General features: G+C 49.6%; 24 protein-coding genes. 19 read left to right on the top strand and 5 right to left on the bottom strand.

Translation table 11 applies throughout. The annotated features are described in order from the left end of the window. Positions 1-15: 15 nt before the first annotated feature. From DW922_RS00590 to yajC, 10 genes are all read left to right on the top strand, one after another. Positions 16-498, top strand: coding sequence for a TRAP transporter small permease (locus tag DW922_RS00590; protein WP_118718294.1), 483 nt, complete (start codon positions 16-18; stop codon positions 496-498). Beyond that, entirely contained in the window at positions 495-1,793 is a 1,299-nt protein-coding gene (locus tag DW922_RS00585) for a TRAP transporter large permease (RefSeq protein ID WP_118725468.1), read from the top strand. Before DW922_RS00590 ends, DW922_RS00585 begins: the two co-directional genes overlap by 4 nt. Positions 1,794-1,847: 54 nt before the next feature. Beyond that, on the top strand, positions 1,848-2,948 hold the full coding sequence (locus DW922_RS00580) for a TRAP transporter substrate-binding protein (RefSeq protein WP_118725467.1): 1,101 nt from the start codon (positions 1,848-1,850) through the stop codon (positions 2,946-2,948). A 119-nt stretch (positions 2,949-3,067) separates the two neighbouring features. Further along, on the top strand, positions 3,068-4,198 hold the full coding sequence (locus tag DW922_RS00575; RefSeq protein WP_118725466.1) for a metallo-dependent hydrolase: 1,131 nt from the start codon (positions 3,068-3,070) through the stop codon (positions 4,196-4,198). A 46-nt stretch (positions 4,199-4,244) separates the two neighbouring features. Then, positions 4,245-4,694, top strand: a complete 450-nt coding sequence (locus DW922_RS00570; RefSeq protein WP_118718290.1) for a hypothetical protein — start codon at positions 4,245-4,247, stop codon at positions 4,692-4,694. A 290-nt stretch (positions 4,695-4,984) separates the two neighbouring features. Then, the gene (scfA, locus tag DW922_RS00565) at positions 4,985-5,131 is read left to right on the top strand and encodes a six-cysteine ranthipeptide SCIFF (protein ID WP_118531699.1); all 147 of its coding nucleotides are present in this window, start codon (positions 4,985-4,987) and stop codon (positions 5,129-5,131) included. 209 nt (positions 5,132-5,340) lie between these two features. Next, positions 5,341-6,741, top strand: coding sequence for a thioether cross-link-forming SCIFF peptide maturase (gene scfB / locus DW922_RS00560; RefSeq protein WP_118725465.1), 1,401 nt, complete (start codon positions 5,341-5,343; stop codon positions 6,739-6,741). A 13-nt stretch (positions 6,742-6,754) separates the two neighbouring features. After that, entirely contained in the window at positions 6,755-8,887 is a 2,133-nt protein-coding gene (gene secD / locus DW922_RS00555) for a protein translocase subunit SecD (protein ID WP_118725464.1), read from the top strand. Between the two features lie 2 nt (positions 8,888-8,889). Next, positions 8,890-10,029: a tRNA guanosine(34) transglycosylase Tgt gene (gene tgt, locus DW922_RS00550; RefSeq protein WP_118541299.1), complete on the top strand. Its 1,140-nt coding sequence runs from the start codon at positions 8,890-8,892 to the stop codon at positions 10,027-10,029. 158 nt (positions 10,030-10,187) lie between these two features. Further along, the gene (yajC, locus tag DW922_RS00545; protein ID WP_118718374.1) at positions 10,188-10,463 is read left to right on the top strand and encodes a preprotein translocase subunit YajC; all 276 of its coding nucleotides are present in this window, start codon (positions 10,188-10,190) and stop codon (positions 10,461-10,463) included. Positions 10,464-10,569: 106 nt separating this feature from the next. On the opposite strand, the gene DW922_RS00540 is transcribed toward yajC, so the two are convergent. Then, positions 10,570-11,430 (bottom strand): class I SAM-dependent methyltransferase, encoded by an 861-nt coding sequence (locus DW922_RS00540; RefSeq protein ID WP_118718289.1) that lies wholly within the window; start codon positions 11,428-11,430, stop codon positions 10,570-10,572. A 353-nt stretch (positions 11,431-11,783) separates the two neighbouring features. Between DW922_RS00540 and glf the strand changes: the two genes are divergently transcribed. Genes glf through DW922_RS00520 form a run of 4 tightly spaced genes read left to right on the top strand, consistent with a single transcriptional unit; the run spans position 11,784 to position 15,810 of the window. After that, entirely contained in the window at positions 11,784-12,887 is a 1,104-nt protein-coding gene (gene glf / locus DW922_RS00535; protein ID WP_118725579.1) for a UDP-galactopyranose mutase, read from the top strand. Positions 12,888-12,889: 2 nt separating this feature from the next. Beyond that, positions 12,890-13,879 carry a glycosyltransferase family 8 protein gene (locus DW922_RS00530; RefSeq protein ID WP_243031953.1) on the top strand — a complete coding sequence of 330 codons (990 nt, stop codon included), beginning with the start codon at positions 12,890-12,892 and terminating at the stop codon, positions 13,877-13,879. Positions 13,880-13,882: 3 nt separating this feature from the next. Then, positions 13,883-14,917: a glycosyltransferase family 2 protein gene (locus DW922_RS00525; RefSeq protein ID WP_118725463.1), complete on the top strand. Its 1,035-nt coding sequence runs from the start codon at positions 13,883-13,885 to the stop codon at positions 14,915-14,917. Between the two features lie 2 nt (positions 14,918-14,919). Continuing rightward, positions 14,920-15,810, top strand: coding sequence for a glycosyltransferase family 2 protein (locus tag DW922_RS00520; RefSeq protein ID WP_182436764.1), 891 nt, complete (start codon positions 14,920-14,922; stop codon positions 15,808-15,810). 173 nt (positions 15,811-15,983) lie between these two features. On the opposite strand, the gene DW922_RS00515 is transcribed toward DW922_RS00520, so the two are convergent. The 4 genes from DW922_RS00515 to DW922_RS00500 form a co-directional block, all read right to left on the bottom strand. Further along, positions 15,984-16,526 carry an NADH peroxidase gene (locus tag DW922_RS00515; protein WP_118531709.1) on the bottom strand — a complete coding sequence of 181 codons (543 nt, stop codon included), beginning with the start codon at positions 16,524-16,526 and terminating at the stop codon, positions 15,984-15,986. A 197-nt stretch (positions 16,527-16,723) separates the two neighbouring features. After that, complete coding sequence (locus DW922_RS00510) at positions 16,724-17,119, bottom strand: transcriptional repressor (protein ID WP_118725461.1); 396 nt, start codon at positions 17,117-17,119, stop codon at positions 16,724-16,726. A 161-nt stretch (positions 17,120-17,280) separates the two neighbouring features. Next, complete coding sequence (locus tag DW922_RS00505) at positions 17,281-18,213, bottom strand: LysR family transcriptional regulator (RefSeq protein WP_118725460.1); 933 nt, start codon at positions 18,211-18,213, stop codon at positions 17,281-17,283. Then, positions 18,206-18,958 (bottom strand): phosphatase, encoded by a 753-nt coding sequence (locus DW922_RS00500; RefSeq protein ID WP_347560239.1) that lies wholly within the window; start codon positions 18,956-18,958, stop codon positions 18,206-18,208. Before DW922_RS00500 ends, DW922_RS00505 begins: the two co-directional genes overlap by 8 nt. Before the next feature lie 207 nt (positions 18,959-19,165). Here DW922_RS00500 and DW922_RS00495 point away from each other — a divergent pair, with 207 nt between their 5' ends. From DW922_RS00495 to DW922_RS00475, 5 genes are all read left to right on the top strand, one after another. Then, on the top strand, positions 19,166-19,891 hold the full coding sequence (locus DW922_RS00495; RefSeq protein WP_118725459.1) for a S1 RNA-binding domain-containing protein: 726 nt from the start codon (positions 19,166-19,168) through the stop codon (positions 19,889-19,891). 43 nt (positions 19,892-19,934) lie between these two features. Then, on the top strand, positions 19,935-20,597 hold the full coding sequence (locus tag DW922_RS00490) for a GTP pyrophosphokinase family protein (RefSeq protein WP_118541321.1): 663 nt from the start codon (positions 19,935-19,937) through the stop codon (positions 20,595-20,597). A gap of 3 nt (positions 20,598-20,600) precedes the next feature. Then, positions 20,601-22,403 (top strand): glycerophosphodiester phosphodiesterase, encoded by a 1,803-nt coding sequence (locus DW922_RS00485; RefSeq protein WP_118725458.1) that lies wholly within the window; start codon positions 20,601-20,603, stop codon positions 22,401-22,403. A gap of 82 nt (positions 22,404-22,485) precedes the next feature. Next, on the top strand, positions 22,486-22,944 hold the full coding sequence (gene dtd / locus DW922_RS00480; protein WP_118718283.1) for a D-aminoacyl-tRNA deacylase: 459 nt from the start codon (positions 22,486-22,488) through the stop codon (positions 22,942-22,944). A 65-nt stretch (positions 22,945-23,009) separates the two neighbouring features. Beyond that, on the top strand, positions 23,010-24,410 hold the full coding sequence (locus DW922_RS00475) for an aminopeptidase (RefSeq protein ID WP_118725457.1): 1,401 nt from the start codon (positions 23,010-23,012) through the stop codon (positions 24,408-24,410). Positions 24,411-24,517: the final 107 nt, after the last annotated feature.

The following is a 24,517-nucleotide window of genomic DNA, read 5'->3' as shown; positions in this document are numbered from 1 at the left end:
TAAGGAGGGGAAAAAATGGTAGCTTTAAAATGGCTCGACAAGAATTTTGAAATCTGCTGTATGTCTGTGTTACTGGCAATTATGACAGTCCTTTCATTCACAAATGTTGTGATGCGTTATTGCTTCAACAATGCGTTAAGCTGGTCGGATGAGATCTGCTGTTACTGCCTGGCGATCAGCGCATTTCTTTCCTTGCCGGCAACAATCCGGAACAGATCTATGATCCGTGTGGATACTTTTACCACCATGCTCAGCAAACCGGTGCAGAAGATCATCACCATTGTATGTACGGTAATCGTGGGTGCGTTCACTGTACTTCTGGTAAAGGGCGGATTTGATCTGATTGCCGTTACCGCAAAGACCGGACAGCGCAGCCCGGCTTTACAGATTCCGGTAGCAAACTTCTACTGGATTATGACCATCTGCTTTGTACTGGCTGTACTCAGAGCAGTTCAGGTAGTATTTCTTGATGTGACTGGAAAGGAGAAAGAACAATGACAATCGGATTATTCTTTATTCTTCTTGCAATTTTCCTGGTAATCAGTCTTCCGGTTGGTGCCGTATTCGGACTGATGGCAATCCTTCCAGGGATGATGGGAACACTGAATTACGGAGCAATCGATGTAGCCAGAGCAATGTTCTCCGGTATGAACAGCTTCACTCTGTTAGCAGTGCCGCTGTTTATGGTTTCCGGCATGATCATGGCAGAGGGAGGTATTTCCAAACAGCTCTTTGAGTTCTTCGGATATTTCATCGGCAACAAGACTGCAGGTTTCCCGTGTGCAGTGGTTGTAACCTGTATGTTCTACGCAGCAATTTCCGGTTCCGCACCGGCAACTGTATCTGCAGTAGGTTCCATGACCATTCCATTCCTGGTAAACATGGGATATGATGTGGTATTCTCCACAGCAATCGTTACGGTAGCCGGAGCGCTGGGGGTTATCATCCCGCCGTCCATTTCCTATATTGTATATTCTGCAGCGGCAAACGCTTCACCGTCTGCTCTGTTCATTGCAGGTATCATTCCTGGATGTCTGATTGGTTTCTTCCTGATGGGATACTGCTGGTACTACTGCAAAAAGAACGGTGAGGACAAAGAAAAGCTGCAGGAGAACTACAACAAGATCCGCGAAAAAGGATTCCTGAAGTTATTCAAGGAAAGCTTTTTCGCCCTGATGACTCCGGTTATCATCCTTGGATGTATCTACTCTGGTATTTGCTCTCCGACTGAAGCAGCTGTTATCTCCGTTATCTACGGTTTCTTGGTATGCATTCTGGTTTACAAGAGCATCAAGATCCGTGAAATCCCGAAGATCTTCCTGGCAGGTTCCAAGACCTATGTTAACATTCTGTTCGTAATTGCAGCAGCATCCGCATTTGCAAGAACCATGACTCTGCTGAAGTACCCGCAGTCCATTTCAAAGATGGTACTGTCCGTAACAGACAACAAGATTCTGATTCTTCTGTTAATGAACCTGATCATGATCGTCTGTGGTATGATCATTGATAACATCCCGAACATCATGATCTTGACCCCGATTATGCTCCCAATCGCAAATGCACTGGGCATTAATCCGGTTCACCTTGGTATCTTCATGACCTGTAACCTGGCAATGGGCATGGTTACCCCGCCAATGGGCATCAACCTGTTCGTTGCTTCTGGCATGACCAAGATCCCGTTATTGAATCTTGCTAAGGCAACGGTTCCGTTCCTGATCGCGTTCCTGGTATGTCTGGCACTCATCGTATTTGTTCCGGGACTGAGCTTATGGCTTCCATCCATCCTTGGATAATACGAAACAAAAGGGAAAGTATAATATTTACATATTAAAAAGGAGAAGACTATTATGAAGAAAGCGTTATCTATGTTACTTGCAGGAACCATGGCAATGAGCCTGGTAGCATGTTCCTCCGGAAATTCCGGATCTTCCACCACTGCAGACACCACAGCAGCTGCAGCAGCAACGGAGACCAAGGCTGAGGGTGGAGACACCGCAGCAGACACCTCCGAGGATTACGGTGATTACAGCTGGAACCTGGCTATGACTGTATCTGAGACTACCACCAACTATAAGATGGTTGAGTACTTTGCAAACCTGGTAAAAGAGAAATCCAACGGCAGCATCAATATCGAGCTGTATCCGGGTGGACAGCTGGCAAACACCACTGAGCAGGATGAGGCCTGTGTATCCGGTTCTATCGAGATGGTCACCGGTATGACCGCTGATCTGACTGACTTCGTAAAAGAGATGGCTCTGTTCGATATGCCGAATGTATTCGATAACATCGACCATATGAGAAACTTCCTGGAAGGCGATTATGCAAAGAAGCAGATCAACGATTACTGTGAGGCATCCGGTATCCATATGCTTGCTTTCTCTGACGCTGGTTTCCGTGAGTTGACCACCAACGTTCCGACCAAATCTGTTGCAGATCTGGCTGGGCAGAAGATCCGTGTTATGACCAACAAATACCACATTGCATACTGGAACGCAATCGGTGCATCTGCAGTTCCGATGCAGTTCAATGAGCTGTTCATGGGACTTCAGCAGGGTACTGTTGATGGACAGGAGAACCCGTACATGAACATCGTTGGTAACAACCTGCAGGAAGTTCAGAAATACGTTGTTGAGACCAACCATGTAGGCCACATTATCGTATTCTTCATGAACAATGATCTGTACCAGAGCCTTCCGGACAACACCAAAGCCCTGTTAGACGAGTGTGCTGCTGAGGCTGCTGAGTATGCTAAGGGTGTTGCAAGTGAGTCCATCGAGCAGGATAAGAAGACTGTTGAGGATGCAGGATGCGAGATCGTACAGTTCAGCGATGATGATCTGGCTGTATTAAGAGATAAAGCACAGGTTGTATACGACATGGTTAAGGAAGACCTTGGCGATGACGTAGTACAGGGATTCTTGGATGCAGTTGATGCAGCAAGAAACTAAGTATCACAAAAGAAATTCACAGTGTTAAACCTATGCGGAGAGGCAGAAATGCCTCTCCCTTTTAAAAGCATCAGTTTTTAAAACGATATTAACTTTTGAGAAGAGCCGGAGGATAAAAGATGGATTTTTTGATTAAAAACGGAACAATTTATGATCCTGCACAGCATAAGACATGGAAAGGTGATATCGCCCTTGTGGATGGAAAAATTGCCGCACCTTCCGAAAACCATTCGTACAGACAGGTCATCGATGCAGAAGGCTGTATCGTCACGACAGGCTTGATCGACTACCACGTGCATTACATGCGCGGCGCTTCTGAAGGTGGTGTACAGGCAGATGTTGTTTCCTTCTGCAGCGGCATTACGAGCGTAGTTGATGGTGGAACTGCAGGAACTGGAATGTTTGAGCATATTTACCGCACGATCGTGGCAAATTCCCAGGTGCGCTTCCTGAATATGCTTCTGGTTGCTTCCGGCGGACAGTCTAATAATCAGTATCCGGAAAACCTGGATCCGGCTTTGATGGATGAGAAAAAGATCGTGGAATTCTTTAAGAAATATCCGGAAAACCTGGTAGGATTGAAAACCAGAATCTCCCATGGGATCATTGAGGCAGATAAGGTAGAGGCTTCCATCTGCCGCACAGTTGAGATTGCCGAAAAGGCCGGAACCAGAGTCATTGTCCATGTGACGGACTGTCCGGTCGGACTGTCCGAGCTGGCATCTTGGCTGCGTCCGGGCGATATGATCTGCCATATCTACCAGGGCAAGGATCATACCTGCTTAGGAGAGGACGGCAAGGTGCTTCCGGGCTTACTGGAAGCAAGAAAACGCGGCGTGCTTTTCGATGCATCCAACGGAAGAAGCAATTTTGACCTGGAGGTATGCCAGGCAGCAGTAGCCCAGGGCTTTGTCCCGGATGTGATCAGCAGCGATATCAATTCCTCCAGCTGCTTCTTACAGCCACTGCATTCCCTGCCGCGTATCCTTTCCAAGTTTGTGGATTTTGGTATGGACTGGATGGATGTTCTGGACTGCGCGACCAGAAAGCCGGCTGAGCTGATCGGTATGCCGGAGCTGGCTTCCATGGCTGAGGGAACTACTGCAGACGTTGTGATCTTAAAGCACAAAGAGAAAGAAATGCAGTACACGGATCTTGCTGGACATGAGTTTAAGGGCAATCAGGTATTTGTTCCGCAAATGACCTTTAAAGATGGGGAATGTGTTTACTGCCAGGCTGATTTCGCATAGTATCTGATACAGTATTTTCCAGTAGCACAGAAAGGAAAAGAATGAGATGAAATATTCAGATTATCAGACTATTGTGGAAAAGGAATATGAGAGGAACCGGAAGAATATTTTCACCTGTTATTTTTTCATCTTGCTCTCTGTCATATTCTTTGCGGTATTTTTCTTAAGTGTCCGGGAACTGCCGGTAGCAGGTGCCGCGTTCCTTCTGGATTTTGCTGCTGCAGTTTATGCGCTCCGGGCGTTTAAGGGACTGCATCCGTACTGGGAAATGCAGCTCGCCTTAAAAGCAAAGGAGGAGCCTACGGAAATGAATGTGGGACGTTTTATTGCAGGTGTGGAGTTTGCCGGGAAAAAACGTCTTCCTTCTTTTCATGGAAGGGCACCGGAAATTTTTGCCGAGACATTTACTGCATTGAAAAAAAGCGGGAAGGTTTCCGTGGCAGATCTGGAGCATTTAAAGACTGTCCTGAAAGCAGTGGGCGTAACGGAGCTGTAACCGTTACTGTTCACGCATGCATGTCCAGCAACGGGATTTTTAACTCAGAAAATTCCTACCTGTGAACAGGAAGAAATTGCTGACAAATTACTGCCTGTCGTTGGAAACAACTTGCGGACACTCCCTGTATATGGTATAATCAACGCGAAAATATGCCATTGCAGCCTTTTTCGGATCAGAGTGCATTTGCAGTCACGGAGGCGCCAGGTAGTGCGTTTGCTGACTCAGAAAGGCATTTGATCCCAAAAGAGCATAAGCAAAAGGCAACGACAATACAGGAGGTTAAGAATATGAAACATGTTAAGACTTTAAACAATAAAACTCTGAAGGAGTCCATGAAGAAGGGCGGATGCGGCGAGTGCCAGACTTCCTGTCAGTCTGCATGCAAGACTTCCTGCACCGTTGGCAACCAGAGCTGCGAGAACGCAAACAGATAATCAGTCTGTTAGATACTGGCATATAACGGTTTTTTACGATGGCAGAGGTAGACAGAGGTTCCGGAGAAACCGGAACTTTTGTCTGCGTCTGCCTATGTGTGTGTTAGGGACTTACACACATAGCGTTGTTTTCGTGGTTTTTGAGTGTGAAAATGGCGGTGATTGGTGATAAGAAGAAAGAAAAAGTTTCATTTAGAAGGAGAAATCGAGTGATTCATCAGTATAAGAATAACGGATATAACATCGTCATGGATATTGCCAGCGGCTCTGTCCATGTAGTCGATGATGTAGTTTACGATGCGGTTGCACTGTTAGAGCCGGTGATCGGCGAGGTAATGTCTCCGGTACAGATCCCGGAAACCGCAAGAAAGAATGCGGAGGCCGAGCTTTCTAAGACCTATCCGGCAGAGGATGTCAAGGAAGCACTGGATGAGGTCCAGGAGCTGATCAATGCCGAGGAGCTGTATACAAAGGATATTTACCAGACCTATGTAACGGATTTCAAAAAGAGAAAAACCGTTGTGAAGGCACTCTGCCTGCACATTGCCCATGATTGTAACCTGGGCTGCAAGTACTGCTTCGCAGAAGAGGGTGAGTATCACGGACGCCGTGCTCTCATGAGCTTTGAAGTAGGTAAAAAGGCACTGGATTTCCTGGTAGCCAATTCCGGCAACCGCCACAACCTTGAGGTTGACTTTTTCGGCGGTGAGCCGCTTATGAACTGGGAAGTCGTAAAGCAGCTGGTTGAGTATGGCCGTTCTTTAGAGGAGCCGAACAACAAACGTTTCCGTTTCACCATCACGACCAACGGCGTGCTGTTAAACGACGAGATCATCGACTTCTGCAACCGGGAGATGAGCAATGTGGTCATGAGCCTGGACGGCCGTAAGGAAGTAAACGACTACATGCGCCCGACCCGTAACGGCCACGGCAGCAGCTACGAGATCACGGTTCCGAAGTTCCAGAAGTTCGCAAAGAGCCGCGCTGGCAAGGATTATTATGTGCGCGGAACCTTCACCCGCAATAATCTGGACTTCTCTGAGGATGTAAAGCATTTTGCAGATCTTGGTTTTGACCAGATGTCCATTGAGCCGGTTGTCGGTTCTGAGGATGAGCCGTATGCGATCCGCGAGGAAGACCTTCCGAAGATCATGGAGGAGTACGACAAGCTGGCTGTTGAGTATATTAAGCGCAAAAAAGAAGGAAGAGGATTTAACTTCTTCCACTTTATGATCGATCTGAACCAGGGTCCGTGCGTGGCAAAGCGTCTTTCCGGCTGTGGCTCAGGTACCGAGTATCTGGCAGTTACCCCGTGGGGCGATTTTTATCCGTGCCACCAGTTTGTAGGCCAGGAGGATTTCCTGATGGGCAACGTAGACACCGGTATCACCAGAACCGATATCCGCGATGAGTTCAAGCTCTGCAATGTCTACGCAAAAGAGAAGTGCAGAAACTGCTTTGCAAGATTTTACTGCAGCGGCGGATGCGCAGCCAATTCCTACAACTTCCACGGAACTATTACCGATGCTTATGAGATCGGATGCGAGATGCAGAAAAAGCGTATCGAGTGTGCGATCATGATTAAGGCGGCTCTTGCCGACGAAGAATAAAAGGAGAAGAATGATGAAGAACAGCAAAGTAAAAGGCCTGATTGGCCTGCTGGTCCTGCTCTTTGCAGTGGGGCTGTTCGGATTCTTCGGCTATGATACGATGGATGACATCAAGCTGGGTCTTGACCTGGCTGGCGGTGTCAGCATCACGTATCAGGCAGTAGAGGAGAATCCGACATCGGAGGAAATGTCCGATACCATTTACAAGCTGCAGCAGCGTGTACAGAATTACAGCACAGAGGCTGCAGTTTACCAGGAGGGAAATAACCGGATCAACATCGATATCCCGGGTGTTTCCGATGCAAACGCGATCCTGGAGGAGCTTGGTAAGCCAGGTTCCCTGATCTTTACCGATGAAACCGGTAAGACCATCTTAACCGGTGACCAGGTAGCATCCGCAAAGGCGGGCATCATTGAGCAGAATGGCCAGAAATCCTATGTGGTAAGCCTGACCTTTACTGAGGAGGGTACCAAGGCATTTGCTGACGCAACCTCCGCAAACGTGGGCAAGCGTATTGCCATTATCTATGATAACCAGATCTATTCCAACCCGGTAGTCCGTGAGGCAATCACCGGAGGCCAGTGCCAGATCGACGGCATGACCGATTACAACGAGGCTGAGAACCTGGCAGCCACCATCCGTATCGGTTCCCTTTCCCTGGAGCTGCAGGAGCTGCGTTCTAACGTAGTTGGTGCACAGCTTGGCCAGCAGGCAATCTCCACCAGCTTAAAGGCAGGTGCGATCGGTTTTGCGATCGTTGCCGTATTCATGATGGTGGTTTACCTGATCCCGGGCGTTGCAGCTGTCATTGCCCTGGCTCTGTATGTTGGCCTGGTACTGATCATGCTGACTGCATTTGATGTGACCCTGACCCTTCCGGGTGTTGCAGGTATCATCCTTTCTGTTGGTATGGCAGTGGATGCGAATGTCATCATCTTCACCCGTATCAAAGAGGAAATCGGTCTGGGACACAGTGTCAAATCTGCGATCAAGGCTGGTTTCTCCAAGGCACTGTCTGCAATCCTGGATGGTAATATCACCACCCTGATCGCTGCAGCAGTCCTGTATTTCCGTGGTTCCGGTACCGTAAAGGGCTTTGCAAGCACCCTGGCGATCGGTATCGTGCTTTCCATGTTTACTGCACTGTTTATCACCAAGGGCGCCCTGTACGCTTTATATGCAGCCGGCTTTGAGAATCCGAAATTCTACGGAACCAAGAAGGATGGCAAGGCCATCAACTTCCTTGGAAAGAAGAACCTGTGCTTCATCCTTTCCATCGTTGTGATCGTTGCAGGCTGGGCTGGCATGGCTCTGCATAAGGGACAGACCGGCTACATCTTAAATTACGGTATGGACTTTACCGGTGGTACCTCCACCAATGTTACCTTCAATGAGGATATGAGTCTGGATGACATCTCTGCAAAGGTTGTTCCGGTTGTTTCCAAGATCACCGGCGATGCCGATGTGCAGACCCAGAAGGTTTCAGGTACCAATGAGGTTATCATCAAGACTAAGACCCTGGATGTTGACCAGAGACAGCAGCTTGAGGATGCCATGGTTGAAAACTTCGGTGTTGACGCTGAGAAGATCACTGCTGAGAGTATTTCCGGTGCAGTCAGCACAGAGATGAAGAAGGATGCAGTATGGGCTGTTGCGATCGCAACCGTTCTGATGCTGTTATACATCTGGTTCCGGTTTAAGGATATCCGTTTTGCTGCCAGCGCGATCCTGGCTCTGGTACATGACGTACTGGTTGTTGTAACCTTCTATTCCCTTGCAAAGTGGTCCGTTGGTTCGACGTTCATCGCATGTATGCTGACCATCGTTGGTTACTCCATCAACGCGACGATCGTTATTTTCGACCGTATCCGTGAGAACCTGGCACTGAAGAAGGCAGGAAGCAAGCAGACCCTGGAGGAGATCGTAAACTTAAGTATCACCCAGACCTTTACCAGAAGTATCAACACTTCCCTGACGACCTTTATCATGGTATTTGTCCTGTTCTTACTGGGCGTATCCTCTATCCGTGAGTTCGCCCTGCCGCTGATGGTTGGTATCGTTTGCGGAACCTATTCTTCCGTATGCGTAACCGGTGCTCTCTGGTATGTCCTGACAACCAGAAAACAGAAAAAGGCTGAGAAATAATTATGAGATATAAACTGATCACAACGGACGGACGTGCCAAGCGGGCTGAGGTAGAGACCGTACACGGCACGATCCAGACTCCGGTTTTCATGAATGTAGGTACGGTGGCCGCCATCAAAGGTGCGGTTTCCACCGATGACCTGCGCCAGATCGGCACACAGGTGGAGCTGTCCAACACCTACCACCTGCATGTGCGGACCGGCGACAAGCTGATCAAGCAGTTCGGCGGACTTCACAAGTTTATGAACTGGGATAAGCCGATCCTGACAGATTCCGGCGGATTCCAGGTATTCTCCCTTTCTGGTCTGCGCAAGATCAAGGAGGAGGGTGTAACCTTCCGTTCCCACATCGACGGACACAAGATTTTTATGGGACCGGAGGAGAGCATGCAGATCCAGTCTAATCTGGCATCTACCATTGCGATGGCCTTCGACGAGTGTCCGCCGAGCCATGCAGAGCTTTCTTATATCCAGAACTCTGTTGACCGCACGACCCGCTGGCTGGAGCGCTGCAAAAAAGAGATGGCACGTTTAAATTCCCTGCCGGATACCATCAATAAAGAACAGCTTCTGTTCGGTATCAACCAGGGCGGCGTGGTAGATTCCATCCGTATCCAGCACGCAAAGACTATTGCAGATATGGATCTGGATGGTTATGCAGTAGGTGGCCTGGCTGTAGGCGAGACCCACGAGGAGATGTATCACATCCTCGATGTGACCGTTCCGTACCTGCCGCAGAACAAGCCGACCTACCTGATGGGTGTCGGAACCCCGGCAAACATCTTAGAGGCAGTAGACCGCGGTGTGGATTTCTTTGACTGTGTATATCCGTCCCGCAACGGCCGCCACAGCCATGTGTACACCAACCACGGAAAGCTCAATCTGTTAAACCAGAAATACGAGCTTGACCCGCGTCCGATCGAGGAAGGCTGCCAGTGTCCGGCATGCCGCTCCTATTCCAGAGCATATATCCGCCATCTGTTCAAGGCGAAGGAAATGCTGGGAATGCGTTTATGCGTCTTGCATAATTTGTATTTTTATAATAAAATGATGGAAGAGATCCGCGACGCGATCGAACAGCACCGGTACGCAGAGTACAAAGCACAGAAGCTTGCCGGTATGGAGGAGGGCCCGAAGGAGTGATCCGGTTCCTGCTTGCGTAATGCATGAACAGTAACGGGATCTGTGGATGGCTTTTGGGTGTTCCACAAAGGGATTGAAACAAAAACGAAAGTAGGCTGACCCGGGCGAGGCGCAGGTACAGCCGCAAGGAGGACAACATGTTATTAGCAACTTCAACCATGAACCCGACCATGATGATCGTGTTATACGTGGTAATCTTTGGTGGTATCTTCTACTTCATGGGATACCGTCCGCAGAAGAAAGAGAAAAAGAGAGTCGACGAGATGATGGCAAGCCTTGCTATCGGTGACAGCGTATTAACCAGCAGTGGTTTCTACGGCGTGATCATCGACATGACCGATGATACCGTGATCATCGAGTTCGGCAACAACAAAAACTGCCGTATCCCGATGCAGAAGGCAGCAATCGTACAGGTTGAGAAGCCGGAAGCGTAAAACAGCAATTGTGTTAACGGAATGAACAAGGGCCGGAAGCTCCTGACCCGCCATGCGGCGGGGCGGAGCTTCCGGCCCTTTCGTGATTCATGGATCAAATGGTTATTTACTTCTCCCACCGTCCAGATGCACCGCATGGCAGCACCAGTCCGGTTTCGGTGACCGGAAGTCCGATTTCCTGGGCTTCCACGTGACCGCCGAATTTCGGTACGATCTCGGTACTCATCATGTAGGTGAGGACTGCCGGAGCAAGTCCGGTGGTGTAGGAGTTGATGAGGAAGAAGAGCGGGTCATCGGATAAGAGCTGGACACACAGCTTTACAAGCGGATGGATCGCATCTTCAATCTTCCAGATCTCGCCCTTCGGGCCGCGGCCGTAGGATGGCGGGTCCATGATGATGGCATCGTAGTGGTTGCCGCGGCGGATCTCACGCTCTACAAATTTTACGCAGTCATCGACCAGCCAGCGGATCGGGGCATCGCTTAAGTTAGAGGATGCGGCATTCTCCTTTGCCCAGCCGACCATGCCCTTGGAGGCATCGACATGGGTGACGGAGGCACCGGCCTTGGCAGCAGCCAGCGTAGCGCCGCCAGTGTAGGCAAAGAGGTTTAAGACCTTGACCGGGCGGCCTGCATTGCGGATCTTATCGCCGAACCAGTCCCAGTTTGCAGCCTGCTCCGGGAAGAGTCCGGTGTGCTTAAAGCTGAATGGTTTTAAGTTGAAGGTAAGGCCCTTGTAGCCGATGGTCCACTGCTCCGGGAGATCAAAAAACTCCCACTCGCCGCCGCCCTTGGCGCTGCGGTGATAGTGACCATTCATATGTTTCCAGCCTTTGTGTGTCTTTGGAGTGTCCCAGATGACCTGCGGGTCCGGGCGGACTAAGAGGTACTCGCCCCATCTTTCCAGTTTTTCTCCTTTTGAACAGTCAATGACCTGATAATCTTTCCAGCCATCTGCTAACCACATATATTTTTTCCACCTTTCGTATTTACGGTTTGTTTTACATTGTATGTCACGTTTCGTTGCCGCCCATATATGCGTCATATATGTGTACGGCAGCTTTTTTAGTTGTTCCGTCTTCCCATTATAACAGTAAAATGAAGAGGTGTCCACGAGTTACTGTTCACAGGCAGGAAGTTTCTGGATCAGGGCAAAGCGAAAACAGTAACAAATTTACTTTTTGGGGAAGCTATAGTATATTAGATAACAGAGAAATCATGGCAGTTTCCAGAGAAAAAATGAAACTGTCGCTGCTGTTTGCGCAGCATGTGAACAGCAACAAACTATCAGATCAAAAGAAAGACAAGGTGGATTTTACTATGAAAAAATATGATTATGTACTGGTAGGAAGCGGACTTTACGCAGGTGTCTGGGCTTATGAGGCAAAAAAGCGAGGAAAAACCTGTCTGGTTGTGGAAAAACGCGATCACATCGGCGGAAATGTGTATTGTGAGGATGTCGAGGGCATTCATGTGCACCGCTATGGCGCCCACATTTTCCATACCAGTGACCGCCAGGTGTGGGACTATGTGAATGGGCTAGCGGAGTTTAACCGTTATACCAACAGCCCGGTTGCAAATTACAAGGGCGAAATGTACAACATGCCGTTTAACATGAACACGTTCAGCAAGATGTGGGGCATCAGCACTCCGGCAGAAGCGAAGGCTATCATCGAGGAGCAGAAGAAGGCAGTGACCGGGGAGCCGAAGAACCTGGAGGAGCAGGCCATCAGCCTGGTTGGAACCGACATCTACCAGAAGCTGGTGAAGGGCTATACGGAGAAACAGTGGGGAAGAGACTGCAAGGACCTTCCGGCTTTTATCATCCGCAGACTGCCGGTGCGTTTTACTTACGATAACAACTACTTTAATGACCTGTACCAGGGTATCCCGATCGGCGGTTATAATGTGATCATCAACAAGCTGTTTGAAGGCTGCGATATTGAGACCGGCGTGGATTATCTGGAGCATAAGGAGCATTACGATGCGCTTGGCGAAACCGTGGTGTACACCGGAACCATCGATGCGTATTACCAGTATCAGTTCGGCAAGCTGGAGTACCGGAGCCTGCGTTTTGAGTCGGAGGTGCTTGACGAGGAAAATCACCAGGGCGTTGCGGTGGTCAACTATACAGACCGTGAGACCCCGTATACCCGTGTGATCGAGCATAAGCATTTTGAGTTTGGAACGCAGCCAAAGACTGTGATCACCAGAGAGTATCCGGCTGACTGGAAAGAGGGCATGGAGGCATATTATCCGGTGAATGACGAGAAGAACCAGGCATTGTACCAGCAGTATGCGGCTCTGGCGGAGAAGGAAGCACATGTGATCTTCGGCGGCCGCCTGGCAGAGTATAAGTACTATGACATGGATAAGGTTATTGCTTCTGCGCTGAAGCGCACGAAAGAGTGCATGGGAGAATAAAGATGGACCGGGAATGTATGAATGTGGTTTACGCCTCGAATGATGCTTACGCAAGGCATTTAGGCACGTCAATGTACTCGCTGCTTGACCGGAACCGGGACTTTGCAGAGATTACGGTTTATGTCCTGACACTGGGCCTTTCCAGGGAAAACCAGGAGCGGTTAGAGGAGATCGCAGCGCATTTTGAACGGGAACTGGTCTGCGTTAACATGGATGACCTGCGGGAGCGGATCGGCTATGAGGTGGATACCGGTGGTTTCGATATCAGTGTGATGCTGCGCCTGTTTATGGGCGATATGCTTCCGGAGTCCGTGAAGCGGGTGTTGTATCTGGACTGCGATACGGTGGTGCTCCAGTCTTTAAAGCATCTGTGGAAGGAAAATCTGGAGGGGAACATCGTTGGAGCCGTGATGGAGCCGACGATCTACCAGGCGGTGAAGGAATCCATTGACCTGGACGAGGAAGATCCGTACTATAATTCCGGCGTTCTTCTGGTTGATTTAAAAAAATGGCGCGAAGAAGAAGTTCAGAAAAAACTTCTGGAGTTTTGGAAGAGCAAAGGCGGAAAGCTGTTTGCCAGCGACCAGGATGTGATTAATGGCACGCTGAAAGGGCAGATCCATACGCTGATGCCGCGCTACAATTTCTTCACCAACTATCGCTACTTTTCGTACCGGGAGCTGGTGCGCCAGGGAAAAACGTATAAGGCAGTCACACCGAGAGAGCTGCAGATCGCGAAAAAGCATCCGTCGATCATCCATTACATGGGTGATGAGCGGCCATGGATCGCGGGAAACTTTAACCATTACCGCAGGGCCTACGAGTTGTATCTGGCAAAGACTCCGTGGGCAGGAGCCGTGAAGGAAGAGGGAAAGCGGATGTATATGCTGGCTTACCATATGCTGGATTATGCGACAGCCGTTTGCCCGCCGGTGCGGCGGATGGTGAGCCGGAAGCTGGGAATGAAACTTGTGGAAAATCGGAGGAAATAATAAATGATTACGGTTTTGATGGCAACATATCAGGGAAAGCAGTATCTGGAGCAGCAGCTGGATTCGATTCTGGCGCAGACGGTTCCGGTAAAGATCCTGATCTCCGACGATGGTTCCGATGACGGAACCCGGGAAATGTTAAACGATTATGCCGGATGGTATCCGAAACAGGTCTTTTTGCACCACAGAACGGAGCATACAGGCGGTGCTGCCGGAAACTTTTTCTGGCTGATGAAAGAAGCCCTGAAGGATGAAAAAAACGAATACATTTTCTTCAGTGACCAGGATGATGTATGGGAAAACAACAAGGTAAAGGTCATGCTGCACCGGATGCGGGTGCTGGAAAAGGGACTGGGAAAGCAGTGTCCGATTCTTTTGTACTCGGATATGGAAGTGGTGGATGAGGACATGTATGAGATCCATGAGAGCTTTGCAGGCTATACGCATCAGAATCCGGACCGGAACAGCTTTGCAGAGCTTCTGGTGGAAAATCAGGTGACCGGTGGCGCTTCGATGATCAACCGTGCCCTTCTTGAGCGCTGTGCGAAGGAGCCGGAAATTTGCTGTATGCATGACTGGTGGATCGCGCTTACCGCCTCTTGCTTTGGTGTGATTGAATTTATACCGAGGGCTTTATCCAAATACCGCCAGCATGGAAATAATGTATTGGGCGCAAAGGATGCAGGTAGTTTTGAGGAGATGCAGGCCCGCCTCGGTCGCGGGGAAGAGGTGGAGCGGAATTACCGCCGGATGCTGAATCAGGGCATTGCGTTTGGCCGCATGTTCTGGAAAGAGATGGATAAGGGCGAGCGCATGACACTTCGAGCCTTTTTGGCACTCCCATACCAGTCTGCGGCAGGTCGTCTGAAAAATATCCGTTATAATCATTTTTATAAGAATTCCATGCTGCAGACCCTGGCGATGTGCGTAACGATCCCGAAAGCGGAGAAAATGCGCCAGCCGAAAGTGGATGAGGAAAACGCAGAAAATCCCGAAACAAAGGAGTGGGCGCAGTGGCCGGAAAAGCCGGGAGTATGAGTATGCGACTAAGTTGTGTGATCTTAAATTATAATGATGCAGAGACAACGGAAAAACTGGTAAGGTTAATTGCAGATTACGAGTGTTTGCATCAGATTATTGTGGTGGATAATGCTTCTACAGACGATTCGCTGGAGCGGCTGAAACAGTTGGAAGGGCAGGAAAACTGCAGCCAGACTAAGAAAATCAAAATCCTGATTGCGCAAAAAAATGGCGGTTACGGTTCCGGCAACAACACTGGTGTCCGTTATGCGGTAGAGAAGGGCGGTGCCACCCATGTGCTGATCGCAAATCCGGATGTGGTATTTTCCGAGCAGTCTTTAAAAGCAATGCTGGCAGTATTTGCCCGTCATCCGGAGGTGGGGATTGTGACGACCCGGATTCACGATGCCCGCTATCCGGATTTAAAAAATGGATGGCCGCTCCGAAGCTTTACACGGGAGCTTCTCAGCATGGGACCGGTGAGCAGACGCCTGTTTGGCAGATCATTTGATTACCCGGATTCTTACTTCCAGGGCAGGAATGCGGTATATGTGGGAGCCGTGCACGGTTCCATGCTGATGGTGGACGGAGAGAAATTTCTGGAAGCCGGAGGCTACGATAAAGGAATCTTTCTCTATGAGGAGGAGCAGGTTCTGGGCCGCAGGATGCAGCAGGCGGGATACCGCAGTGTGCTGCTGTTAAACCAGCATTATGACCACGAACATTCCACATCCATTAGCAAATCTTTTTCCGATGCCATGAAACGCCAGAAAATCCGGGAAGAGAGTACGCTGTATTACATGAAGCGGTATCTGAATGTTTCACCATGGCAGGAGTATCTGGCGAAGCTGTGGTTTGCGGGAATACGCTTGGAGATGAGGGTGGCAAAATTCATAGGAATTCAAAGCTAAAGCAGCGAAGACTGTCATAGAATCAGACGGTCTTCGTTTTTTATTGCACATTTTTATCTGCCCTGTAACGGCCTGAACCAGAGAAAGAAGAACGCCAGAACCGGTATGCCCGATTCTGGCGTTTTTTGATCAGTGACTTATTTTGCAGCCCATATATGCGGATGCTTTATCGATTAACCAAAGTATCTCTTTAACAGACCCTCAAATGCCTTCCCGTGTCTTGCTTCGTCTCTTGCCATCTCATGAACGGTGTCATGGATTGCATCGAGGTTTGCAGCTTTTGCTCTCTTAGCCAGGTCGAACTTGCCTTCGGTTGCGCCATGCTCAGCAGCAACGCGCATCTCCAGGTTTTTCTTGGTGGAGTCGGTTACAACCTCGCCTAACAGCTCTGCGAATTTTGCAGCATGCTCAGCTTCCTCATAAGCTGCCTTCTCCCAGTAAAGGCCGATCTCCGGGTAGCCTTCTCTGTGTGCAACTCTTGCCATAGCCAGGTACATACCAACCTCAGAGCACTCACCCTCGAAGTTTGCACGCAGGTCTGCTAAGATATCTTCGCTGACACCCTGTGCAACGCCTACTACATGCTCAGCAGCCCAGGTCATCTCGCCAGCCTGCTCTTTAAATTTGGAAGCCGGTGCCTTACATACCGGGCAGAACTCCGGTGCAGCATCTCCCTCATAAACGTAACCACATACAGTACAAACCCATTTCTTCATAACTCAGTTCTCCTTTACATGTGAATTTTGTAATTATCCAGCTGTTTTTTGGCTGGAGGTTTTATTGTGTTGAGAGATTCCGGCACTGACCTGCCGGGATCTCTCAGTGAAGCTCGAAATTTTCAGAACCTGCCGGGAAATTGTCCAGTCAGGTACAAAACGGTAACACGCATTTGCGATTCAGATACGGTTTGGTATTAATGCTGTACCTGTTTCAGGCACTCTGCGCAGCGTCCAAAAAAGAATACGGTGTGCGCGTCCACTTCGCCTGCGGTGCAGGCCTGCGCTTTCTGGTCAATATCGGAAAGCGGCTCCATGGGAAGATCGATGACAGCACCACAGCTTCTGCATACAAAGTGATAATGCAGGCTGGTGTCTGCGTCGAAGTGGTCCTTGCCATCACCAAAGGTGAGCTTCTGGACTTCCCCTAACGCTACAAGGAGGTTTAAGTTCCGGTAGACAGTGCCAAGGCTGATGTTCGGGAATTCCTCGCGAATACTTGCGTATACGGCGTCTGCAGTCGGATGATCCTTGCGGTTCATGAGACTAGCTTTGATGGATTCCCTCTGACGGCTGTATTTTAATGTTTTCATCGCGGCTCCTTTCATCAATAAATAATAGTAATAATTACTATGATTGAATTATAGCAAATGCGGAGCAGACTGTCAAGCCTTTTCTCCGCATTTTTTACTGCATTTTTGTTATCTTGTTTTTGTCTTATTTTCGATCCGGGATTCCCGTTTATCATGGCATCTTAGATCATTTCTTTTGCGGTTTGTATGAATTCTTTGGTTGCCTGCGACATATAATGACCTTTGTGGTAACCGATAGCTAAAACTCCGTGCGCTTTGGGATAGTCCAGGGAGTAGAAGTTTAACGCAGACTTGGCTTTTTCCTGCGATTCCTCCTGGCCGGAGATGAACATACGCGGATAAAAGGTAATACCCATGCCTTTTTCGGCCAGAGCCAGGACTGTCTGGATATTCTCGGTCTCCAGCACGATATCCGGTGTGATCTGGGCTTCCTCAAACATCTCGTCCGCAATGGTCCGGACACGGTTTCCCTTGTTGATCAGAAGAAATGGGCAGTTTGCCAGAAGCTTTAAGTCGGTATGTTTGGAAAGCTGGGCTTTGATCTCTTTTAAGCGCCCCGGAAATGCATGTTCCAGAACGCTGTCCGGGACGGCGAGCAGGATCTCCTCTTCGCAGATCGGTACGGTTTCGACATTTTCTACTTTAAATGGAAGCATGTCGATGATCAGGTCGATGTTGCCGTGCAGAAGGTCGTCTGCCAGTTCGGAGGAATTGCCCTCGACCAGCTTTAAGTCGATGTTCGGAAAACGATCCTTAAATACAGGCAGGATTTCCGGCAGAATGACACGGCCACGGGTATGGGAAAGTCCAAGTGTCAGCTGACCAACCGAGAAGTCTTTGATATCGGCGAGCTGCCGGTAGGTCTCGTCGCGCAGCTCCAGCATCTGCTTTGCCTTTTCCTTTAAAGCCTGGCCTGCGTAGGTCAGGGTCAGGGGTGTGGTGCGGTTGAAGAGGATGACATCGAACTCTTTTTCCATATTGGAAATATGGTTGCTTAAGGACTGCTGGGAGATGAAAAGCTTTTTGGCTGCTTTGGTAAAATTCAGTTCCTCGGCGGCAACCAGAAAATATTCCAGGTTTAAAAAGTTAATCATGGACGTTACCTCCAAGATAAAGTGTCTGGTTTAGGTAAGGAATATATTGCGCCGCCTTTTCTATCGAAGAATTGACAACGAGCTCCTCCGGAAAATCAATCTCGTGAAGCAGTTCCCAGGCACGGATGTGGTTGCCGACGTCGGCATCACTGTGTGCATCGCTGTCGAGAATGACGGATACCCTGTGGCGGCGGCACAGCTCCAGCATGGTGATATAGTTTTCCTTTGCGTTCAGGCGGTGGCACTGCGGATGCAGGGAACTGGAATTGACTTCGAGAAGTACATGGTTCTCCTTTGCGGCGCAGACCAGGGTCTCGTAATCGACTGGGAAACGTCCGTCGTCCGGGTGGCCGATGATCTGAACAGCCGGATTTTTCATGGCGCCCAGGTAGGCAGCCGTGTTCTGGGCAACGGTGCCGCTGGTATAGCAGGGATCGTGGATGCTGGCAATGGCAAAGTCCAGCCCGTTCACATAGCGGGGTTCTAAGTCAATGTTCCCCTCATAGTCGATGATGTTCAGCTCACAGCCCAGCATCAGCTTAACGCCGAACTGCTGCCTTGGGACGACCTTGAAGTTAATAAAATAAAAGGGGTGGCAGGCACCCGGGATGCGCGGGGCATGCTCGGTGATGCCAAGAAGTTTCACACCTTTTTCGGATGCAGAGCGGAGCATTTCCTGCATGGTATTGTAGGCGTGTCCGCTCATGATCGTATGGGTATGAAGATCTAAAATATCGTGGATCATAGTGTAAGTTCTCCTGATAAAATATGACATGGATGTAATCAAAATAAGCCTGCCGGATCCGGGCAGGACGGTCCGGTTCCAACATGAAAATTATAACACGCTTTTCGGGAGAAAACCAGAAAACTATAGCAAATTGACAGGAAATATGGTAAAGTGGGTAGTAGTATTGAGACGTTCCCAGAGGGAACGGGAAAAGGAGTAAACATCATGAGCGAAGTAAAAGAAACAATGGAAGATTTTGCCAGCGAGCTGGAGGCATCTTATAAGGAATATGACGCACGCCGCAGTAATGCATATCAGGATCAGGAAGGCCCGGACGCAGAGAAGTGGGCAGAGCTTGCACAGCAGATGCAGGATAAAACCGTATTAAAGGTAAAAGTAAAAGAGGCTGTCAAAGGCGGTTTGGTTGCATTTGTCGACGATATTCAGGGCTTTATCCCGGCATCCCAGGCAGCAGATCACTATGTTGAGAAGCTGGAAGATCTGGTAGGCCAGCACCTCGAGGTGGTTCCGATCACGGTAGATATGGAGAAAAAGAGACTGGTTCTTTCCGCAAGAGCAGTCCTGGAGGAGAAAAAGGCAGCAGAGCGTGCAGAGAAACTTGCTGCTGTTGAAGTTGGTTCTGTTGTGAATGGTACCGTAGACAGCTTAAAGGACTACGGCGCATTCATCAATCTGGAGAATGGTTTAAGCGGACTCTTACACGTTTCCCAGATCAGCAGCCAGCGCATCAAACATCCGGGCGTAGTATTAAAAGAGGGTCAGAACGTGACCGTAAAGGTTACCGGCGTAAAAGACGGCAAGATCAGCCTCAGCATGAAAGCTCTGACTGCAGACGGCGAGCCGGAAGAGCCGGTAGAAAAATTCGACTACAAAGAGACCGGCGAGGCAACAACTGGTTTAGGCGCATTGCTGCAGGGCCTGAAGTTCTAAGATTTTTTCCGGCTGCAGCGCATCAATCAAAGGAGGGATAGGGTTGGTATATATCCCAAATGCCTACAGTCAGCTGGATCAATGGAATTCTGTCATGTTTCTGTACGAATCGGCACTGAAGGCAATCAACACCAAAATTGAGATCTTAAACGAAGAGTTCATCCATATGTATGGGCATACGCCCATCGAACACATCAAATCCAGGGTCAAGACTCCGGACAGCATCGTCAAGAAAATGAAGCGCAATGGCTATGAGGTCACCATTGAAAACATGGTAGAGAAACTCAGTGACATTGCGGGAATCCGCATCATCTGTTCTTTTAACCAGGATATTTACCAGATCGCGGACATGATCGCCAGACAAAAAGACGTTACGGTTCTTTATGTGAAGGATTACATCCGCAAACCCAAGCCAAACGGCTACAAAAGTTATCACATGGTGGTGACGATCCCCATTTATCTCACGGAAGGTCCGGTGGAAACCAAGGTGGAAATCCAGATCCGCACGATCGCGCAGGATTTCTGGGCCAGCCTGGAGCACAAGATCTATTATAAGTTTGAAGGAAGCGGTCCGGATTCGCTGCAGGCTGAGCTGAAGGCATGCGCCGATATGGTCGATATGCTGGATGCAAAGATGTTTTCTTTGAATCAGTCGATCCTGGAGACCAGAAAGGCCCAGGAGGACGAACCGGAACCGAAAGAGTAATCTATGAAGAGATTGACAAAAGATACCTGGCAGATCATACGGCAGAACTGGAAAAATATTCTTTTGTTCGAGCTTTTATACCGTGGAATCACAACACCGGTCTATATGCGGCTTGTCAGCCGCGGAATCCGGCTTGCGCTGAAGGCGGCAGGCTACAGCTATCTGACACCGGCTAATATCGGAAACTTCCTGATACGGCCGGTGACGCTGCTGATATTTGCCGCGGTGGCGTTTGCCGGGATCCTGCTGCTGTCGCTGGAGACGGCCGGACTGATTACTGCATTTCAGGGGTCAGCCTATTATCAGAAGCTGACCCCTTTGCATATTTTGTGGGGCGGAATCCAGAAATTAAAGGATGAGATATTAAAGAGAAACTGGCGTTTGCCGCTTTTTGTGACAGCCCAGTATCTGTTGATCCATCTGCCGTTTATTTTGCGGACGATCGTCCGCTATAAGCCGGCCAATTTTATTTTCCAGGAGCTGAAAAAGCAGCCGGTCGCAGTGGCATTTTTGCTGATCCTGCTGCTGTTTGGGATACTGGCGCTCATTCCAAGGTGTCTCACGGCTTACGGCTGTATGATCGAGCAAAAGCATTTTCACAGCGGGGTAGTGCGGAGCTGGCAGATGACCCACAAGCGGAAATGGAAGATCGCTTCGCTTGCCATGTTCTGGGAGCTTGTGGTGATCGCGTTTGCCATAGCGGTGTATGCGGCTTCCGTCTGCATTGCTGCAATTTGTGCGGTACGTTTTTTCAGGCAGAGCCTGTCTATGGCGATCCTCCTTTCCGCGGCTGGCCGGCTGGAGACCGGAATCATCTATCTGGCTTCGATTTTTGCAACTGTGGCGGTGTATGCGGCACTTTCCGTGGCTTATTACCAGTATGGAAACCGCCGGTTCCACACAGAACGATGGGACTTTGGTTATCCGGCAAAGGGAAGCATAAACCGCAAAACACTGGTGATTGTCCTGACCGCGGCAGTCTGTGTCGGAATGTTTTATATCTATGATCTGGTCCGCAACGGCTCGGAGCTTTCCGAAGAGCTTCTCATCGAAACGGAGATCACGGCGCACCGCGGAAGCTCGGTCACTGCACCGGAAAACACCATTCCGGCGCTTGAGGCAGCCATGGAGGAAATGGCAGACAGTGCGGAGATCGACGTACAGATGACCTCAGACGGGGTGATCGTTCTGGGGCACGATGCCAGCTTGAAGCGGGTGGCAGGGGTGAACCGGTCGATCGCATCGATGACCTTTGCGGAGCTGGAAAAGCTGGATGTGGGCTCCTGGTTTTCACCGGAATATGAGGGCACCAGGATTCCGTCACTTAGCGAGGTGCTGGAGCTGTGCAGCCAGAAGATTGGTCTGAATGTCGAGATCAAATATGTAGGAAAAAACAGCGAGCTGCCGGAAAAAACGGCGGAGATGATCAAAGAATACGGAATGGAGAACCAGTGCGTGATCACTTCCACCAACCTGTCTTACTTAAAGCGGGTGAAGGAGGTGCTGCCGGAGATCCGTACCGGATACATTATCTCTGCGGCTTACGGAAATTTTTATTCCAATGAGGATGTCGATTTTATCAGCATCCGTTCCGGTTTTGTGACCTCTGCCCTGATGCAGAATGCGCATGAACAAGGTAAGGCAGTCTATGCATGGACGGTCAATACCAAGAGCGAACTGGAGCGGCTGACCCTTCTCGGGGTAGACGGCATTATCACAGACCGTCCGGTGCTGGCGAGGGAGATCGTCTACCGGGAAGAGGCAACGGAATCCCTGCTGGAGTATTTGAAGCTGGTATTACGCTAGAATGGTGCCGGGCGATGCTTCAGACTAGAGAATAGAATACAGAACAACGGTGAATCGAAAACCGTTACAACAGGAGAATACTATGCGTGTAGTTTTACAGAGAGTGACACAGGCCAGTGTCAAGGTCGACGGTGAGGTCATCGGGGCGATCGGAAACGGATTTCTGATCCTTCTTGGCGTGTCTGATGAGGACAATGAGACGGTAGCCGATAAAATGGCAGATAAGATCTGCAAGCTTCGGATCTTTGCCGATGAAAACGGGAAAACAAACCTGTCCCTGACCGATGTAGGCGGGGAGCTTTTAGTGGTCAGCCAGTTTACTTTGTATGCGGACTGCCATAAGGGGAACCGGCCGAGCTTTATCAAGGCGGGGGCGCCGGATAAGGCAAACCAGCTTTATGAGTATTTTGTGGAGCGCTGCAGGCAGTATGTTCCGAAGGTGGAGCATGGAAGCTTTGGCGCAGACATGAAGGTAGAATTGTTAAATGACGGGCCGTTTACGCTGGTGCTGGATGCCGATGAAAACGGCATTCATGCGTAGATGAAAGAAAAAGTGATTCTTGTTCACGCGTTGCGCAAACAGGAACAGAAGAAGGAGCAGACATCATGAGTGAAAAAGAGAAATCCGCAGGAAAGCTGTTAGAAGAGCAGCTGACGTTTTCTTTCCCACATATCGGAAAGGAAGCACCAAAGCAGGTGGACGAGTCAGCAGCGTTCTGCGAAGGATACAAAGCATTTTTGAATGAAGGAAAGACCGAGCGCGAGTGCGTAGAGGCCGCGGTAAACCGCCTGGAAGCAGCAGGTTACCATGCCATTGACTTTACAAAGCAGTACCAGCCGGGGGATAAGGTATACTTCATCAACCGCAAAAAAGCGATCATCATGACAACCTTTGGTGAAAAGCCGGTAAAGGAAGGTGTCCGCATCAATGGCGCACACATCGATTCCCCGCGTCTGGACTTAAAACCGAATCCGGTTTATGAGAAAACGGATATTGCTTATTTCAAGACCCATTATTACGGCGGAATCCGTAAATACCAGTGGGGAACCACCCCGCTTGCCATGCACGGCGTGGTCATTAAGAAGAACGGCGAGACCGTAAAAATTTCAATTGGTGAAGAAGAAGGCGATCCGGTATTCTGCGTCAGTGACCTGCTCCCGCACCTGGCAGCAAAGCAGAATGAGCGCAAGCTAAGCGAAGGCTTAAAGGGAGAAGAACTGAATGTGATCATCAGTTCCATTCCGTTCGTGGATGACAGCGTAAAAGAGCCGGTGAAGCTGATGGCATTAAAGCTCTTAAATGAGAAATATGGTATTACCGAGGCAGACTTTTACCGGGCTGAGATCGTCATGGTCCCGGCATACAAGGCTGCCGATATCGGCCTGGACCGCAGCATGGTCGGTGCTTACGGACAGGATGACCGCGTCTGCGCTTATACGGCGCTGATGGCAGAAATACAGGCACAGCGCCCGGAATACACCACGGTAACGGCGCTGGTTGACAAGGAGGAGATCGGCTCCGAGGGCAACACCGGCATGAATTCCGATTTCTTAAAGCATTATCTGGAGCGTCTGGCCCAGATGCAGGGGGCAGATGTCAAGGATCTGTGCGAGCACGCACTTTGCCTTTCTTCCGATGTCAACGCGGCTTACGACCCGACCTTTGCGGATGTGTATGAGGCGAATAACTCTTGCTACATCAACAAGGGCTGTGTCCTGACCAAGTACACCGGAGCACGCGGAAAGTCTGGCTCCAACGATGCCAGCGCAGAGACCATGGCAAAGGTGATCGGAATCATGGAAGAAAACGGAGTGTACTGGCAGGCCGGTGAGCTTGGTGCGGTAGACCAGGGTGGCGGTGGAACCATCGCCAAGTATGTAGCGCATATGAACATCGATGTGGTGGATCTGGGTGTGCCGATCCTCTCCATGCATGCGCCGTTTGAGCTTTCCTCCAAGCTGGATGTATACAATACATACAAAGCGTTCTGCGCGTTTTATAAATAGGGAATGCGTATCACTTACGGCTGCTGGGGATGCTTGTGCAAACAGCAGCCGTCTGTCTAAAAAAATGATAAAATTATAAGGAAATGCTTTTTTTCATGCCTGCGATA

It is taken from the genome of Clostridium sp. AM42-4, assembly GCF_003480105.1.
In the GTDB taxonomy this organism is placed as follows: domain Bacteria; phylum Bacillota; class Clostridia; order Lachnospirales; family Lachnospiraceae; genus Brotaphodocola.
The sequence above is the reverse complement of the archived record's forward strand: the minus strand, read 5'-3'. Positions and strand labels throughout refer to the sequence as shown.

Excerpts from the sequence above, each read along its gene's own strand:
- DW922_RS00590 (WP_118718294.1), top strand. The coding sequence starts at position 16 with ATGGTAGCTTTAAAATGGCTCGACAAGAATTTTGAAATCTGCTGTATG.
- DW922_RS00585 (WP_118725468.1), top strand. The coding sequence starts at position 495 with ATGACAATCGGATTATTCTTTATTCTTCTTGCAATTTTCCTGGTAATC.
- DW922_RS00580 (WP_118725467.1), top strand. The coding sequence starts at position 1,848 with ATGAAGAAAGCGTTATCTATGTTACTTGCAGGAACCATGGCAATGAGC.
- DW922_RS00575 (WP_118725466.1), top strand. The coding sequence starts at position 3,068 with ATGGATTTTTTGATTAAAAACGGAACAATTTATGATCCTGCACAGCAT.
- DW922_RS00570 (WP_118718290.1), top strand. The coding sequence starts at position 4,245 with ATGAAATATTCAGATTATCAGACTATTGTGGAAAAGGAATATGAGAGG.
- scfA (WP_118531699.1), top strand. The coding sequence starts at position 4,985 with ATGAAACATGTTAAGACTTTAAACAATAAAACTCTGAAGGAGTCCATG.
- secD (WP_118725464.1), top strand. The coding sequence starts at position 6,755 with ATGAAGAACAGCAAAGTAAAAGGCCTGATTGGCCTGCTGGTCCTGCTC.
- tgt (WP_118541299.1), top strand. The coding sequence starts at position 8,890 with ATGAGATATAAACTGATCACAACGGACGGACGTGCCAAGCGGGCTGAG.
- yajC (WP_118718374.1), top strand. The coding sequence starts at position 10,188 with ATGAACCCGACCATGATGATCGTGTTATACGTGGTAATCTTTGGTGGT.
- DW922_RS00540 (WP_118718289.1), bottom strand. The coding sequence starts at position 11,430 with ATGTGGTTAGCAGATGGCTGGAAAGATTATCAGGTCATTGACTGTTCA.
- glf (WP_118725579.1), top strand. The coding sequence starts at position 11,784 with ATGAAAAAATATGATTATGTACTGGTAGGAAGCGGACTTTACGCAGGT.
- DW922_RS00530 (WP_243031953.1), top strand. The coding sequence starts at position 12,890 with ATGGACCGGGAATGTATGAATGTGGTTTACGCCTCGAATGATGCTTAC.
- DW922_RS00525 (WP_118725463.1), top strand. The coding sequence starts at position 13,883 with ATGATTACGGTTTTGATGGCAACATATCAGGGAAAGCAGTATCTGGAG.
- DW922_RS00520 (WP_182436764.1), top strand. The coding sequence starts at position 14,920 with ATGCGACTAAGTTGTGTGATCTTAAATTATAATGATGCAGAGACAACG.
- DW922_RS00515 (WP_118531709.1), bottom strand. The coding sequence starts at position 16,526 with ATGAAGAAATGGGTTTGTACTGTATGTGGTTACGTTTATGAGGGAGAT.
- DW922_RS00510 (WP_118725461.1), bottom strand. The coding sequence starts at position 17,119 with ATGAAAACATTAAAATACAGCCGTCAGAGGGAATCCATCAAAGCTAGT.
- DW922_RS00505 (WP_118725460.1), bottom strand. The coding sequence starts at position 18,213 with ATGATTAACTTTTTAAACCTGGAATATTTTCTGGTTGCCGCCGAGGAA.
- DW922_RS00500 (WP_347560239.1), bottom strand. The coding sequence starts at position 18,958 with ATGATCCACGATATTTTAGATCTTCATACCCATACGATCATGAGCGGA.
- DW922_RS00495 (WP_118725459.1), top strand. The coding sequence starts at position 19,166 with ATGAGCGAAGTAAAAGAAACAATGGAAGATTTTGCCAGCGAGCTGGAG.
- DW922_RS00485 (WP_118725458.1), top strand. The coding sequence starts at position 20,601 with ATGAAGAGATTGACAAAAGATACCTGGCAGATCATACGGCAGAACTGG.
- dtd (WP_118718283.1), top strand. The coding sequence starts at position 22,486 with ATGCGTGTAGTTTTACAGAGAGTGACACAGGCCAGTGTCAAGGTCGAC.
- DW922_RS00475 (WP_118725457.1), top strand. The coding sequence starts at position 23,010 with ATGAGTGAAAAAGAGAAATCCGCAGGAAAGCTGTTAGAAGAGCAGCTG.